Genomic DNA, 15,681 nt, shown 5'->3' on the forward strand with positions numbered 1-15,681 from the left:
TGCGGGCCTGCGGGTCGGCACGCCCAACTGGGCTTTTGAGCCGATGCGCTTGCCAACGAGCTTGTGACCTGATTCATGGCGCAGTTCCTGGCGACGGCACGTCAACGGGCGGCGAAAACAGCGCAACCACCGCCGCCGGGCAGGAGGCAAACCAGGCATGAAAATAACTGGCCTGAATCGACCCCACCCGGTACAGCGCCTCGCCTGCTTCGGGCGTGGCCTCACAGCCGGGCCGCGCGGTGCGCCAACGCGCTTGCAGCGGGGTCGCACAGGTCGAATAGTGAAAAGTGTGGCCGCGCAGCGTGCCAGCTTCCAGCACCAGTTGCTGCGGCCCCAAGGCGGCCAGCCGCTTTTGCATGGTCACGGTGCCGGGCAGCAGGCCCCACTGCGCCTGCATGTCCCCCTCCAGCGTGACCAGGGTGTCAAACAACACCATCATGCCGCCGCACTCGGCCCACACCGGTTTGTGTTGCGCCACATGCGCGGCCAGACTGTCGCACAGCGTCTTGTTCGCGGCCAGTTGCGCCGCATGCAATTCAGGATAACCGCCGGGCAGCCAGACCGCATCACAAGGCGGCAAAGCAGCGTCATTCAAAGGCGAGAAAAATACCACGTTAGCGCCCAGATCGCGCAAGCAGTCCAGATTGGCGGCGTAGATAAAACAAAACGCCGCATCACGCGCCACCGCCACGGTGCGCCCTGCCAGCGGCAAACCAATTGAAACAGGCGTTTCTGAAAGGGTGGGCGCAGGAGAAAACGTCACATTCCAGCGCTTCAGGTCAGCCAGCGACATCTGCCCCAAGGGCGTGGCCGCCAGGGCATCGGCTGCGGCATCCAGCCTTGCGAGGGCATCAGTCACTTCACCAGCCACCGTCAAGCCCAAATGCCGCTCGGGCAAAACCATTGCAGGGTTGTGCAACAGCGCCCCCAGCCACTGTTCTGGCTCGCGCACACTGGCCTGGAGCATGCCGGCGTGCGAGGTGCTGGCGACCCGGTTGGCCAGCACCCCGGCCCACGGCATGTCAGGGCGGTAATGCTGCAAGCCAAACGCCAGCGCGCCAAAGGTGCCGGCCATGGCGCTCGCGTCAATCACTGCCAGCACCGGCAGGCCAAAGCGTTGCGCCAGGTCGGCGGCGCTGGGGTTGCCGTCAAACAAACCCATAACACCCTCGACGAGGATCAAATCCGCCTCCCGCGCCGCTGCCGCCAGCCGCGCGAGGCAGTCGGCCTCGCCATTGATCCACAAGTCCAGCTGGTACACCGGTGCGCCGCAGGCAAGTGCGTGCCAATGCGGGTCCAGAAAGTCCGGCCCGCACTTGAATACCCGCACCCGTCTGCCTTGGCGGGTATGCAGCCGCGCCAGGGCTGACACCACGGTGGTTTTGCCCTGGCCGGAGGCGGGGGCGGCGATCAGGATGGCGGGGCAGCAGGTCATGCGAAGCCGTTCATGAGACGAGTCCGTCATGCGGGTGGCTTAAAAAGCCACCCGCATAGCCGCAGTGACAGCACGTCCAGCTTCCGGGTAAATCCCATTGGTGACCCCCGCTGTGCATTTAAAGGCTTGGGTGTAGTACTTGGCATCGAGCAGATTGGTCAAACCCAGCGACAGCTCCACACTGCGCCACTGGTAGGCATAGCGCGCATCGACCGTGGCGTAGCTCGGCACCGTGCAAGTGTTGTTGAAGTCCACATGCTGTGACGCCACCCACACCACCCCGGCATTCACGGAATGCGCAGGTGCCGGCCGCCAATCGGCGCGTAACGCCACAGTGGTGCCTGCCACCAGCGGTACATTTTTGCCGTTGTGTGCGCCTTCGGTAAATTTGGCTTCACGAACGCCAACATTGACCCGAACGCCCAGAGTTTTGCTTAAGTCGTGCTGGGTTTCAAGCTCTAGTCCCTGGCGCCGCGTGGGGTCAAAGTTCACATTGGCACCCAGCCCACTCCAGGAATTGGCGTTGGCCACCGTTGGGTCATAGCCCAGTTCGTTGGTCAAGTTGTTCCGGTAGAAACGTAGTTCAACCCGGCCTCCAGCATATTTCCAGCGGCTGCCCAGCTCCAGGTCACGAGAAGTCTGGGGTTGCAAAACGGCACCGGGTGTGGTGAAGCCCAGTTCGTCAATATTGGCCAGTCGAAAGCTGTTCCCCACACGCCCAAAAATCGACAAGGCATCAGACATTGGCTGGATGATCCCCAACTCCCAGGCCGTCTGATCGTTATTGGTGCTTGCAGTGAAGGTGTCGCTTTGTTTGATGTTCTCCGACCGATAGCCGGCAGTCACACGCGTGCCGCCGCTCAAGGTGACTTCGTCCTGCGCATAAAAAGCACTTGTTTTTTGCTGCGAGACCGATCCAAAAGCTCCCGGCACGATGCGTTTCCAGTCAGACTGGTCATGTCCCAGCGTCAGCGCATTGCGAAGATTTCCAAGCTTTGCCTCGTTTCTGGCACGCAACGCCAGCGTGCTGGCATCCACGTCGGACCGGTAGGTAGACACACCACTGCTCAGACTATCAAGATTCTTGGTTCGTTGACCCACGTCTACACCCACTTGCCAAGCACCTAATTCAGCGCTGGCAAACAAAGTTTGGCGCGTATTCTTGATGCTGCCTGTTGTGTTGGGACTGGTGGTCTGGCTCGGGTTCGCTTGGTACTGGGCCGCAGTCAACGACCCCGGCAAACCGCTGTCCAACGAGTCATTGGCATAGCTGGCGCCCACGCGCAGCCAATCATTGCTCCATTGCGCCTGGGCTGAAGAACCTTCCACGTTGGATTTGAAATTGTCGCGATGGTTATCCGCCTGGCGCTTGTTACCCGCCACATCCAGCGAGAAACCACCGGCCACCAAGGTGCCGTTCGCACGCACCTCATTGAGCCCGTAGCTGCCAGTCGCTGCATAGAGATCGGCTGAATTTTTTCGCGCGGACCCACGACCCGCCTTGGTCGTGATCACAATCACGCCGCCAGTGGCGCCCTCGCCGTACAACACCGAACCGCTGCCGCGCAACACTTCAATGCGCTCAACCGAGTTGATCGCAATGCCCGCCAACCGGGTTCCACCCAAGTCAGCCTCATTGACCTTGACCCCATCCACAATCACCACCTGATTACTGCCTGCTGTGGAACCAAAGCCTCGCAGATCCAGGCCGTAATCACCACCACCGTAGTAATCAACGCGGCCAGGCACACCCAGCAGCTTGATCACTGCCTCATTCACAGTTGACACACCAGCGCGTGCAATATCGTCCTTGGTAATCACACTGACACCAAACGGTAAGGTGAAAGCCTCAGCATCGAACCGCGTGGCAGTCACCACCACCTCTTTAAGCACCACCTCGGACTGGCCCTGCGCCAGCACCGAAGAAGCAGGAAAAGCCGCAAAAACAGCCAAAACAGACACGCCCAGGCGCACGGGTGCGCGACCGCGTTTGGAAAATACAGAAGTCTTCATAGTCGAGAAAAGGAACCATCAAAAGCCCTCACCGTCGTCCCCGACGGTGCCTGAGCGTCACGGTTTCACGCCAGGCGTGCAACCACCGTGTTGGCCGGTATCCGGGCTGGTGGAATCAACCTCCATCGCCTTCCCAAGCGCGTGTTCAGAACGCTCAGTGGCTGTGATGGAAGCGGCGTCTTGCGACGCGTCCACTTACCGTTGCGGGGGCAGCGCAGGTTAGCCAGACCATTCGGCACTTCGACAAGCTCAGTGCGAACGGCGTGACCTCCTGCTTCCCGTTGAACTGCGGCGTGTGAACCACACCGCGAGCACCAACGCTGTGGATTCTACCGCCGACGGCTTTTCCAAACCCTACAATAACGGTCTATGTCGAACCCCCCTCAAATCGACCAAGTCGCCGAACGTGTCGAGCGTTTGCTTGTCCGTTACGAAGAACTGCAACGCACCAACGCCTTGCTCAACGAGCAGGTCCATGCTCTTTCCCAGGAGCGCGACTCCCTGAAATCCCGACTGAGTGCCGCCCGCGCCCGGGTCGACGCGCTGCTGCAACGTTTGCCCGAGGCGACACCAAACCAAGCGCACAAAGGGACGGAATGAAACAGCTCGAAGTTCAAATCATGGGGCAAGCGTACCTGCTGGGTTGTCCCGATGGGGGCGAGTCCCGCCTGCTGGAGGCCGTGGAAAAGGTCGACACGGCCATGTGCAGGATTCGCGACGGCGGCAAAGTCCGGGCGCGTGATCGCATCGCCGTGCTGGCCGCGCTCAACCTGGCCTTTGATCTGGCCGACAAGAGCTCAGACACTGTTCAGGCGCCTGTCCACGCGGCTTCATTCGGCACGGGGGACCACCCGGCACAAGGCGTTCAAACGCCGGACGACAGGGTGCTGTTGGCCTCGCTGCTGGAGCGACTTGACGTCGCGCTGGGCACGGATGGTCGCCTGCTTTGATCCCTTAATTTTTTACCCATAACTGCGATTCAAGCTCTACAATAATCTCGTCTGCAGTGTTCGCCGGGCTTTATAGTTCCTTGAACCAATGCTCTTAGAGCCCGGGCTTGGAACATCACTGGTCAAGCGTGATCGTCTCGCGTTAGATGAACCCAATGACCAGTTGACCTCGCCCACCTGAACCCCGGTTCAGGATGCCGGTCCGGTGACTCTGCAGACACCTTTTCTCCTTTCCTCCCCCCTTGCATGAACTTTGAACCAGCCCTGATCATTGAACTCGCGCTCTTAGGGCTGGGCACAGGTTTTTTGGCGGGCTTGCTGGGCATTGGCGGGGGCATGATGATGGTGCCCTTTATCACCATCATTCTGTCCGGGCGCGGGGTGAGCCCCAACCTGGCAGTCAAGATGGCGATTGCCACGTCCATGGCCACCATCCTCTTCACCTCGGTTTCAAGCGTGCGCGCCCACCACAAACGCGGCGCCGTGCGCTGGGATCTGGTCAGGGGCCTGGCACCGGGCATCCTATTGGGCGGGGCCGTGGCCAGCCTGGGCGTTTTTGCCCTGCTCAAAGGCTCCTGGTTGGCGCTGTTTTTTGCCGCCTTTGTGAGCTTTTCCGCGACCCAGATGTTTCTGGACAAAAAACCCGCACCCACACGACAAGTGCCGGGTACTGCTGGCCTGATTGGCGCCGGTGGCGTCATCGGCTTTCTGTCGGGACTGGTCGGCGCCGGTGGCGGCTTTGTGAGTGTGCCCTTCATGACCTGGTGCAATGTCGCCATCCACAACGCAGTGGCTACTTCTGCGGCATTGGGCTTTCCAATCGCCTTGGCGAACGTGGTGGGCTACGTCATCGGCGGCCAGGATGTGCAAAACCTGCCCCCGTATTCATTCGGCTACATCTGGTTGCCGGCGATGGGGGTGATCGCATCCTGCAGTGTCCTCACCGCGCCGTTGGGTGCACGGGCCGCCCACACTTTGCCAGTGAAACAACTCAAACGCGTATTTGCCAGCATCCTGTACCTGCTGGCGGCTTATATGCTGTACCGGGGGCTGTCCAGCCTGTAACGCCGGCGCCGCGCACGGCGGGCTAATCGCGCGGAAATGACGCCATCAGTCGCTCAAACTCCTCGGCAGGCAGTCCGGGGGAACACAGAAAACCTTGAAAAGATTCGCAATTGAGCCCGGCCAGGTAGTCTCGTTGCGCGATGGTTTCGACCCCCTCTGCGACCACTTTCAATTTGAGTCCGCGCGCCATGCCGATAGTCGCACTCACGATGGCGCGGTCACCTTCGTCGTCGGGCAGGCCCATGACAAAAGAGCGATCAATCTTGAGCTTGGAGATGGGAAATTTTTTCAGGTAAGCCAAGCTCGAATAACCGGTGCCAAAGTCATCGATCGACAGGGCGACTCCGAGGGCCGCCAGTGCATGCAAACGGTTCAAGGTCTCATTGGCATCCCTGACCAAAATGGTCTCTGTCAATTCGAGCTCAAGAAGATACGGTGCCAATCCGGAATCCTTCAGCACGTTCGCCACAATCTCCACAAAATCGGTCTGCTGAAACTGCAGTGCCGATACGTTGACCGACACCGTGACCGGCGTGCCAGCGTTCTGCCAGAGCACCGCTTGCCGCACCGCCTCTTTAAGCACCCAGGTGCCAATCGTGATGATGAAGCCCGATTCCTCTGCCAGGGGAATGAACAACACGGGCGACACATTGCCCAGTTCGCCATCCAACCAGCGAATCAGCGCCTCCACGCCCACCAACTGGCCGTTGGCCAGGGAAATTTGCGGCTGGTAGTGCAGCCGGAACATGCCCTGCTCCATGGCCCGGCGCATGGCATGGTCCATTTTCATGCGCGACAGCAAATCAACATTCATCTGCGGTTGATAAAAACGGAAACTGCCTCGACCGCGCTCCTTGACCAGATACATCGCCGTATCAGCGCACTTGATCAACTCATCGAGCGAGCGGCCATCGGCCGGATACAGTGCGATACCAATACTGCACCCAACCGAAAAACTGGTTTCCTCGATCAGAAAAGCCTGCGCCATCAGGTCCAGAATGCGCTGTGCCAGCATTTCAGCGCCACGAGCGTCAATTTCCTGCACAAAAATGACAAAGTCGTCGCCACCGAGCCGACACAAGGTGTCGGCGTCGCGCAAACAACGTTTGATGCGCTCCGCCACTTCGACCAGAACCCGGTCGCCAAACACATGCCCCATCGAGTCATTGATATTCTTGAAGTGATCCAGATCCAGAAAGAAAACACCAAACTGCGAGCCGTGGCGCTCGGCCATGCGCAAGGCAAAGCCGACTCGCTGTGACAACAACAATTTATTGGGCAGACCTGTCAGGGCGTCGCTGTAAGCCAGTTGCTCAATGCGTTTTTGGGCCGCCAATTCTTCGGTCAGGTCCTTGAAGAAGCAAATGGTGTGCAAGACAGCGCCGTCCTCGTCACGCAATAAAACCCATGACAGATGAACGGCACAAGCAGAACGACCGGCACGGTCAAGCCAGACCTGCCCGCGCCAGAAGCCCTCATCGCGCAGCACCTGTTCCACACGAACCATCAGTTCAGGGTCACACGGATCCTGGAATAGACTCTTGGCGGATTCCCCCAGCAATTGAGCTTGAGAAGTGTCTGTCAAACGCTCACAAACCGGATTGACAGCCAGGATCGTCAGATCCGGATCCGTGATGAAGATGGCATCCACGCTCGACTCAAACACTTTGGCCGCCAGACGCAGTCTGGACTGGGCATCAACACTTTGCGTGATGTCCCGAAACGAGAACACCCGACCGGTCGCTTGACCTCTGCTGAATTGCGGCCGTGACACCCGCTCCAGTAGACGCCCAGTGATCAGGATCAACACATCAGTGGTTTCCAGCAAGGGACTCTCAGCAATCGCCCGCAGGCGCGTCTCGTATGCCGCAGCGTCGAGCACCCGCGAGGCCAGATGGCCATGCAAGGCCCGGTCATTGGGATTCAAAAGCAGCTCTTCGGGCACATCCCACATGGCGGCAAAATGCCGGTTGTAGTTGCGGATGTCGCCACTGCGATCGGTGACCAGAATGCCATCGGCAGTTGATTCCAGTGTGGCCCGCAGCTCTGCCACCAAGCTTTCAAGTTCATCTTCGGTGCGGCGCTGCTGGCGCAGATCGCGAATGCCCACCACATACACCGCGCGCCCCGTTTCGGGCCAAACCCGGCTGACACGGCGTTCCACCGGAACGGCCATGCCATCGGCACCACGCAACAGGGTTTCCGAGTGAATGCCATCAACCAAACCAGCGGCGATGTCCTCCCAAAAGAACTGGTCTTCTGGCGTAACAGTCAACTCTATAGCGGGCTTGCCCACCAAATCCTCTGCCTTCAAACCCAACAAGTCGGCCGCTGCGTGATTGACCGCGAGGATGCGCAAACTCACCGGATCAACCAGCCAGACGGCCTCGATCAAACCATCAATCAAGAGGCCCCAGGCCGCCGGATTCACAGCCCCACCTCGTCTGACGGTGACTCAATTACTTTTTCAAAAAAATAACAAATTCGCTGCCGCGGCAATAGGTAATCCATGGCCTCCCGAGGCAAACTCGCCGGCTTGAGACTGCGCCGAATGCCCAGGGCGGGTGCATGCTCCAAGTCCAGAATCAGTGCCTCATGCTTGGGAACACGAGGCTCATGCACGATCACCTGGGGCTTAAGTGGCCGGGTGGAATTAACCGATACCACGAGGGCAAATCGTTCGTCAGCCAATTGCACCACCGAGCCCGGCGGATAAACCCCCATCATGCGGATAAAGGCGCCCAGTGTCACGCTATCGAAACGGGCTTTCAGCTGGGCAAAGATGAGTGCCAGGGCTTCATGCGGGGTGACGGCAGTCGAAGGCCGGCTCGGATTACACAAGTTGTCATACTGGTTCACCAGTGACAAAATTTTGCTTGCCACGGACAAGCTGTCACCCTTGAGCCTGGCTGGGAAACCGCTTCCATCCATCGCCTCGTGATGCTGGGCGATGGCTTGCAAGGCGCCCGCTGTCAAGTCCATGTGCCGACCCAGAGGGACACCTTGGGCAACATGCTCCTGGTACAAGTTGTATTCGGCTTTTGAAAAATTTTCGTCTGGCCAGCGCACCCGGTCCGGCAAACGGGATTTGCCGATGTCATGCAAGAACGCCGCCATGCCCAGATCAAGCATGTCCGGCTGTGACAGGCCCAGAGACCGGCCGAGCAGCAGAGAAAGAATGGTCACATTGACCGGATGCATGGACGCTTTGTCCCCCATACCCTCAGACAACAGGCGAATGGCCAACTCGCCCTCCTGCAGCATATCGCCAACAAACCCGCCGACCACGCCAAGACACTGTTGCTTGGCCGCGCCAGGGAATGCACTGATTTGCTCTACCGCCAGCTTGTAGTGTTGAATGGCGTCAACAAAGCGGCGTTCACAGACGATCAGACTGTTATGTTGGGCGCTCAGCAAATCACTGCGTTGTCGCCGAAGACGATTCTCATCAGTTGACGCCAGCGTGCTCTCCGGCCTGGCTTGTTCGCCAGGGCTATCGCCCGCCAGGACCTTGGCACCACCGGCATTTGCCAATCCTGGCAGCAGATCGCTTTTGTCACGAAAATAACGAACACGTTTTAGACCCAGGCCGCGAATCACCTCAAGCTGTTTCTCAGAGGAAATTTTGAAGCTTCTGGTGGGAAACGGATGGGACATCCAGCCGAGCTCAAGCTCGATGAACATGCCGGGTCGCAACTGATGGATTTCAATCAATTCGAACTGGGCTTCGTCCATATGTACTTCAGTTGGCGACCTTGCTTTTCACGAGCACGGCAATATTTGACACAAAAATTTTCATCTGACGGATGAACACTTCCTCCGTATGCTTTCGAGAATATCATGCCAAAAGCAAAGAAAAAGGAATCCCGATGATTGATTTGTATTACTGGCCCACGCCCAACGGCTGGAAAATCTCCATCATGCTGGAAGAATGCAAGCTGGCGTACCAGTTGATCCCGGTGAACATTGGCAAGGGTGAGCAGTTTGCACCCGCATTTTTGGCGATCAGTCCCAACAACCGCATGCCCGCCATCGTGGACCATGATCCTGCCGGCGGGGGTGAACCGATCGCGGTGTTTGAGAGTGGCGCCATTCTGATTTACCTCGCTGAGAAGACCGGGCTCTTCATGCCGGGCGATGTACGCGGCAAGACCCAGGTCTTGCAGTGGTTGATGTGGCAAATGGGAGGGCTCGGCCCGATGGCGGGGCAAAATGGCCATTTCTTGCTCTATGCGCCCGAAAAAGTACCCTACGCCATCGATCGCTATGGCAAAGAGGTGAACCGACTGTATGGCGTGCTCAACACCCAACTGGGGAAAACCGGCGCGTTTGTGGCCGGGCCCGACTACTCCATTGCCGACATGGCAATTTTTCCCTGGATCCGAACCCATCAGGCGCAGCAGGTGTCTCTCGACGAGTTCCCCCACATCAAGCGCTGGTACGACACGCTGTTCCTGCGCCCGGCCGTCCTGCGCGGGCTTGATCTGCTCAAAGACTTGCGCGCCGGCACGATGAGCGAAGAGGCTCGCAAGGCATTGTTTGGACAAACGGCGCAAAGCGTGCGGACCGGCGATCACAAACTCATTTGAAACATACCCCCCATGATTGAATTTTTCTTTGATTGCTCCAGCCCCTGGACCTATCTGGCTTTTCACAACCTGCAGCCCCTGGCCGCCGAATTGAATGAGCCGGTGCACTGGCGACCTGTACTGGTGGGCGGTATTTTCAACGCCGTCAACCCCAGCGTCTACGCCATGCGCGACAACCCGGTGCCCGCCAAATGGGCTTACATGCTCAAAGACCTGCAGGACTGGGCACGCGAGGCGGGTCTGAAGATTGTCTTCCCGCCCAGGGTCTTTCCAGTCAACAGTGTCAAAGCCATGCGCGGCTGTCTCTGGCTGGAGCCACAGGGCAAACTGCTGCCTTTTGCCACGGCCGTGTTTGAGGCCTACTGGGCGCGCGAGGAAGACATTTCGCAAGACGCCGTGCTTCTGAAAATATGCGATCAAGTCGGCGTCGATGGTGGCGCGTTTTTGGCTGGTATCGCGCAGCCTGCCATCAAGCAGCAACTCAAAGCCAACACCGAAGAAGTGATTGCACGTGGCGGCTTTGGTTCGCCCACGCTCTACCTCGGCGACGACATGTACTTTGGCAACGACCGCTTGCCGCTGCTGAAGGCCGCCATCCTGCGCCAACGCGCCGCGTCGTTGTAATGGCGGACACCCCAGTCGATGCATCGGCGTTTGATTCGCCCTTCGTTTTTTCGGCTGACGGCCACAAATCCCTGTATTTCACCCTCGACCAACTGCAAAGCCGCATGTGCAGCGCGCATCCCGACCAACTGGAGGTGGACTACACGCGCACGATGATGGGTTTCTTGCTGTTTGACAGCCGCCCGGCACGCATCGCCATGATTGGGCTCGGAGGTGGTTCACTGCTGAAGTTTTGCTACCGCCACCTGCCCAACTCACTGCTCACGATGGTCGAGATCAACCCCAAGGTGATTGCGCTGCGCCACGAGTTTGAGGTGCCGGAAGATGCTCAGCGCATCGAGCTTGTTTGCGCTGACGGGGCCGACTTTGTCCGTGACGCGGCGGCCAACAACCCCATCGGCTATGACGTGCTGCTGGTAGACGGCTTTGACAGCGAGGGGCTGGCGCCCAGCCTGTGTTCACAACGTTTTTACAACGACTGCTACCAGGCACTTTCACAGCAAGGTGTCATGGTTGCCAACCTGCACCATGACGACCCCCAACACGCCCTCTTCACAGCACGCATCCGGCTTGCTTTCGATGGCAATCTGCTTGAAGTCGCTTCACAAGAAAAAAGCAACAGCATTCTTTTTGCGCGCAAAGGCAGCCCCATTTCAATGGACGACATACGGCAGAGCAACCCGCTGAAGAACTTTGACCCCGAAGTACGCAGTCAACTGCAACGCGAATTTGCGCGCATTTCCTGGGCGGCGACGCAGGTCGCCTAGTGCACCGTTTAATGCAGTTGCACGCCGGTCTTGGCCTGCAGCTCTTCGATCGTCACACCGGGCGCCAACTCCACCACTTTCAGGCCATGCGGCGTCACATCCAGCACCGCCAGGTCGGTGATGATGCGATCGACCACGCCGACACCCGTCAGTGGCAGTGTGCAGTTGGGCAAGATTTTCAAATCAATGGTGCCATCCTTCTTTTTGGCCACGTGTTCCATCAGCACGACGACGCTCTTGACGCCGCCCACAAGGTCCATCGCACCACCCATGCCTTTGACCATCTTGCCGGGGATCATCCAGTTGGCCAGATCGCCTTTCTCGCTCACTTGCATGGCACCCAAAATGCTCAGATTGATCTTGCCGCCCCGAATCATGGCAAAGCTGTCGTGGCTGCCGAAGATGGACGAGCCCGGGATTGTGGTCACGGTCTGCTTGCCCGCATTGATCAGGTCAGCATCCACTTCATCTTCGGTGGGAAACGGGCCGATGCCCAGCATGCCGTTTTCACTTTGCAGCCAGACCTCGATATCGGGTGACACAAAGTTCGCCACCAGGGTTGGCAAGCCGATCCCGAGGTTGACGTAAAAACCGTCTTGTAATTCTTCTGCCGCTTTGGCAGCCATCTGTTCGCGTGTCCAGGCCATGATCAGACTCCTGCTTTCTTGGTCGATGTTTCAGTGATCGTTCTTTGCTCAATCCGCTTCTCGGGGTGAGCATTGAGCACAATCCGGTGCACGTAAATTCCCGCCAAGTGAACCGAATCGGGATCGAATGTGCCAACCTCAACGATTTCCTCGACCTCAACCACCGTGATCTTGCCCGCCATCGCCACCGCCGGATTGAAATTACGCGCCGTGCGCCTGAACAGCAGATTGCCGCTCTTGTCAGCCTTCCACGCCTTGACCAAAGACACTTCAGGCAGCAGGGCGCGCTCCATGATGTACACATGACCGTCAAACTCGCGGGTTTCCTTGCCTTCGGCCACCAGTGTGCCCACCCCCGTGCGGACGTAAAAAGCCGGAATGCCAGCACCACCGGCGCGCAGTTTTTCTGCCAGCGTGCCCTGGGGCGTGAATTCCAACTGCAACTCGCCTGCCAGGTATTGACGTTCAAACTCCTTGTTCTCGCCGACATAGCTGGAGATCATTTTGCTGATCTGGCGCGTACCCAGCAGCTTGCCCAGGCCAAAACCATCGACGCCTGCGTTGTTGGAAATGACGGTCAGGTCCTTGACACCGCTGGCGCACAGGGCGTCAATCAGGGCCTCGGGAATACCGCACAGGCCAAAGCCGCCAACGGCCAGTAACTGGCCATCTTTGACAATGCCTTCCAGTGCTTTGGCCGCGTTGGGGTAAATTTTGTTCACTGCGCAATCTCCATTAAAGAAATAATGACCTTACGATACTACTTAACTTCATACGTAGTTTTTCGTAAAGTACAAACCCTAAGTCCTGGTCACCCACAACGCATGGATATTAATTACCGTCTTGCCTTCGATCTGGCGCCAGTCGGCCTCGCCCTCTCAAGCAACCGCAGCATGCTGGACTGCAACCGCCATCTGTGCGAGATGTTTGGTGCCTCACGTGAATTATTGGTGGGTCAGTCATTTCAGGTGCTGTACCCCAGCGCCATTGAATTTGAGCGCACCGGATCGCGCATTGCGCCGATTCTGAACCGCAACGGCACCTACGCCGACGACCGCATCATGAAGCGCGCCAACGGCGAAACCTTCTGGTGCCACGTGACCGGCCGCGCGCTGAACCCGAGCGCGCCGCATGAGACTGGCATCTGGACCTTTGAGGACTTGAGTTCGCGTCGCCCGGTCAAGGCGGAGTTGACGGCACGTGAACGCGAGGTCGCGGCACACCTGATGGACGGATTGACCAGCAAGGAAATAGGCAAGACGCTGGCGATCAGCCACCGCACGGTTGAAATCTACCGAGCCCGTCTGATGCGCAAGTACACAGCCTCCAACACCGGGGACCTGGTGCACAAGCTGATGGCGGGTTGAGGTCGCCACACAAGTCAGCCGCTAAGCACCCATAATATCCATTAAATCGGCCTGCAGTCCCCGTAGAATAAACGTATGGTGCTATTTATTTTATAGCATTTTTCAAGCGCGCGGCAGCTAGACCGGGCTCGACGCAGCTGCCGCCACCTGGACCCGGTTGCGGCCATTTTCTTTAGCCAGGTACATGGCTGCATCGGCGCTTTTAAGCAAATGATTTTCGTCTTGACCATGCTCGGGAAAAATGGCAATGCCGATGCTCGATGAAATATGGATCCGATGCTCGCCGATTTCAAAGACCAGGTTCAATGCGGCAAGAATTTTTTCAGCGACCAGCGTGGCCGCCTGCACCGTTTCGAGATCTGGCAACATCACGACAAATTCGTCACCACCGATCCGCGCCACGGTGTCGGATTCGCGCCGCACGCAGTCCAGCAAACGCCGTGCCACTTCTTGGAGCAGCAAGTCGCCCACCTGATGACCGAGCTGGTCATTGACCGGTTTGAATCTGTCAAGATCCATGAACATCAAGGCCAGCTGCGTTTTGTCGCGCCTGGCCTTGGCGATAGCCTGGCGCAAGCGGTCGGAGAACAGGGCGCGATTGGGCAAATTGGTGAGGACGTCGAAATGCGCCAGGTGCTGCATGCGCACCTCGCTCGCCTTGCGTTCGGAAATGTCAGAGAACACCGCCACATAGTGGGAGGGCACGCCCTGCTCATCGCGCACTTGCTTGATGGAAAGCCATTCCACATAGAGTTTTCCGCTTTTGCGGCGATTGCAGATTTCGCCATGCCAGTTGCCGGTGGTGGCGAGCTTTGCCCACATGTCCTGGTAGAACGTCGCGGAATGAGTGCCGGACGCCATGAGTTTGGGGTTTCTGCCAATGACTTCACTGGCGAAGTAGCCCGTAATCACGGTGAACGCCGGATTGACCGAGATGATTTCATTGCGCATATTGGTCACGGTCACGGCCTCATCCATGGTCAGGATGACGGTAGAGGCCAGGCGCAAGGCTTCCTCACGCTCATGACGCGCAGTGATGTCCGTGTGCGTGCCAATCATGCGCAAGGGCTGGCCCTGCGCATCGCGTGCCACCACCATGCCGCGCGAGAGTATCCATTTCCAGCTGCCGTCCTTGCATTGCATCCGTCGCTCATTGGCGTAGCTGGATTTTTCCCCCGCAAAATAAGCCGCCCGGTCGGCTTCTATCCGGGCCAGATCATCAGGGTGGACGCGCGCGTCCCAAGCCTCGGTGTGATTCTCCAACTCATCGGCGGCAAAGCCATAAATTTCCTTGTAGCGCTTGGAGAACACAACTTCACCGGTCTGCAAGTTGCGGTCCCATACGCCGTCGCCAGCGCCTTCAAGCGCAAACTTCCAGCGTTCCTCACTCAAAGCCAGCGCGTGCTGGGCTCTTTTGCGTTCCTGATTTTGCTCAATGATTTGATCCTGAGCTCTTTTCACAATGATGAACACCACCAGGTAAAGCAGCGTCAGCAGCGTGATCACAGCGGCGACCAGGATCCACTGCCGCTGACCGACCTCCGCCAGGACCGAGGTGGCATCGCGGTAGATTTCGAACACGCCGCTGACTTGACCCGTCACGGGGTCGTAGCGCGGAATGTAGCTCTCGATGACGTCACGGTCTTGCAGTTCGCCCTCAAATGAGCTGATCTGATTTTGATGCACGAGTTCGGAACTGTTCAAACCGCGCAAGCCGTTCATCACACCCGCGTTATCGCTCTTGTCCTCGCCAATCTGATTGAGTTCGGTTGAATAAACCGTCCTGCCCCGCAAGTCATAAACCTTGACTTTGTAAATCTGGGTGCCATTGAGAAGCTTGAGAACCATTTGGTGCAGCACGGGAATCTGTGGCGCCGTCGGCAACTGCGCGGCGGGCTTGTCGGCCATCGACAAGACCAAGGGGCCAAAGTGCTCCTCCCACATCTCATTGGCAATGACCCTGGCGTGGTTGATGTGTTCACTCTGGTAGCCGTCAATCAGGGCATCCACCGACAGCGTGCGAAAGACGTAGCCCAGCAAGACCGCAACCACCACAAAGGCGACCAGGCTGGCAGTGGCGAAATAACGCAACAGTCTGAAGTCGGATTTGCCGCCCACGGTTGAGCCGACAGCGTCATTGGATTCGGGTGTCACGGAAACCTTCAGTGTTGAAATTTTCTTTGCCGCGCAAAGTGATGAAAAGGATCTTGATCGAGAATCATTG

The 15,681-nt window shown here is 58.1% G+C and carries 14 protein-coding genes and 1 riboswitch; of the genes, 7 read left to right on the forward strand and 7 right to left on the reverse strand.

Annotated features, from left to right (window positions below; translation table 11 throughout):
- Positions 1–73: 73 nt before the first annotated feature.
- The gene (locus tag RFER_RS13260; RefSeq protein WP_011464908.1) at positions 74–1,465 is read right to left on the reverse strand and encodes a cobyrinate a,c-diamide synthase; all 1,392 of its coding nucleotides are present in this window, start codon (positions 1,463–1,465) and stop codon (positions 74–76) included.
- Between the two features lie 9 nt (positions 1,466–1,474).
- Complete coding sequence (locus RFER_RS13265; protein WP_011464909.1) at positions 1,475–3,448, reverse strand: TonB-dependent receptor; 1,974 nt, start codon at positions 3,446–3,448, stop codon at positions 1,475–1,477.
- 75 nt (positions 3,449–3,523) lie between these two features.
- A riboswitch (cobalamin riboswitch) is annotated at positions 3,524–3,782 on the reverse strand.
- Positions 3,783–3,817: 35 nt separating this feature from the next.
- Here RFER_RS13265 and RFER_RS23030 point away from each other — a divergent pair.
- The 3 genes from RFER_RS23030 (at position 3,818) to RFER_RS13275 (ending at position 5,463) form a co-directional block, all read left to right on the forward strand.
- Positions 3,818–4,048, forward strand: a complete 231-nt coding sequence (locus RFER_RS23030) for a cell division protein ZapB (protein ID WP_011464910.1) — start codon at positions 3,818–3,820, stop codon at positions 4,046–4,048.
- Complete coding sequence (locus RFER_RS13270) at positions 4,045–4,398, forward strand: cell division protein ZapA (protein ID WP_011464911.1); 354 nt, start codon at positions 4,045–4,047, stop codon at positions 4,396–4,398. Before RFER_RS23030 ends, RFER_RS13270 begins: the two co-directional genes overlap by 4 nt.
- A gap of 246 nt (positions 4,399–4,644) precedes the next feature.
- Positions 4,645–5,463, forward strand: a complete 819-nt coding sequence (locus RFER_RS13275; RefSeq protein WP_011464912.1) for a sulfite exporter TauE/SafE family protein — start codon at positions 4,645–4,647, stop codon at positions 5,461–5,463.
- A 22-nt stretch (positions 5,464–5,485) separates the two neighbouring features.
- Here the strand turns inward: RFER_RS13275 and RFER_RS13280 are convergent, their stop codons facing one another.
- On the reverse strand, positions 5,486–7,894 hold the full coding sequence (locus RFER_RS13280; RefSeq protein WP_011464913.1) for a sensor domain-containing protein: 2,409 nt from the start codon (positions 7,892–7,894) through the stop codon (positions 5,486–5,488).
- A complete protein-coding gene (locus RFER_RS13285; RefSeq protein WP_011464914.1) occupies positions 7,891–9,198 on the reverse strand; it encodes an HD-GYP domain-containing protein in 1,308 nt (435 codons plus the stop codon). Before RFER_RS13285 ends, RFER_RS13280 begins: the two co-directional genes overlap by 4 nt.
- A gap of 134 nt (positions 9,199–9,332) precedes the next feature.
- Here RFER_RS13285 and RFER_RS13290 point away from each other — a divergent pair, with 134 nt between their 5' ends.
- The 3 genes from RFER_RS13290 to RFER_RS13300 are packed head-to-tail and all read left to right on the forward strand — an operon-like array spanning position 9,333 to position 11,443.
- Complete coding sequence (locus RFER_RS13290; protein WP_011464915.1) at positions 9,333–10,052, forward strand: glutathione binding-like protein; 720 nt, start codon at positions 9,333–9,335, stop codon at positions 10,050–10,052.
- Between the two features lie 12 nt (positions 10,053–10,064).
- Positions 10,065–10,676, forward strand: coding sequence for a 2-hydroxychromene-2-carboxylate isomerase (locus RFER_RS13295; protein ID WP_011464916.1), 612 nt, complete (start codon positions 10,065–10,067; stop codon positions 10,674–10,676).
- Positions 10,676–11,443, forward strand: a complete 768-nt coding sequence (locus RFER_RS13300) for a spermidine synthase-like protein (RefSeq protein WP_011464917.1) — start codon at positions 10,676–10,678, stop codon at positions 11,441–11,443. The genes RFER_RS13295 and RFER_RS13300 overlap by 1 nt, the downstream gene beginning before the upstream one ends.
- Positions 11,444–11,451: 8 nt before the next feature.
- Here the strand turns inward: RFER_RS13300 and RFER_RS13305 are convergent, their stop codons facing one another.
- Positions 11,452–12,090, reverse strand: coding sequence for a 3-oxoacid CoA-transferase subunit B (locus tag RFER_RS13305; protein ID WP_011464918.1), 639 nt, complete (start codon positions 12,088–12,090; stop codon positions 11,452–11,454).
- Positions 12,091–12,092: 2 nt separating this feature from the next.
- A complete protein-coding gene (locus RFER_RS13310; RefSeq protein WP_011464919.1) occupies positions 12,093–12,812 on the reverse strand; it encodes a CoA transferase subunit A in 720 nt (239 codons plus the stop codon).
- 102 nt (positions 12,813–12,914) lie between these two features.
- Here RFER_RS13310 and RFER_RS13315 point away from each other — a divergent pair, with 102 nt between their 5' ends.
- On the forward strand, positions 12,915–13,457 hold the full coding sequence (locus RFER_RS13315) for a PAS and helix-turn-helix domain-containing protein (RefSeq protein WP_041790709.1): 543 nt from the start codon (positions 12,915–12,917) through the stop codon (positions 13,455–13,457).
- A 117-nt stretch (positions 13,458–13,574) separates the two neighbouring features.
- Here the strand turns inward: RFER_RS13315 and RFER_RS13320 are convergent, their stop codons facing one another.
- Positions 13,575–15,611, reverse strand: coding sequence for a sensor domain-containing protein (locus tag RFER_RS13320; protein ID WP_011464921.1), 2,037 nt, complete (start codon positions 15,609–15,611; stop codon positions 13,575–13,577).
- Between the last annotated feature and the right edge of the window lie 70 nt (positions 15,612–15,681).

This window comes from Rhodoferax ferrireducens T118, from assembly GCF_000013605.1.
Lineage (GTDB): Bacteria > Pseudomonadota > Gammaproteobacteria > Burkholderiales > Burkholderiaceae_C > Rhodoferax > Rhodoferax ferrireducens.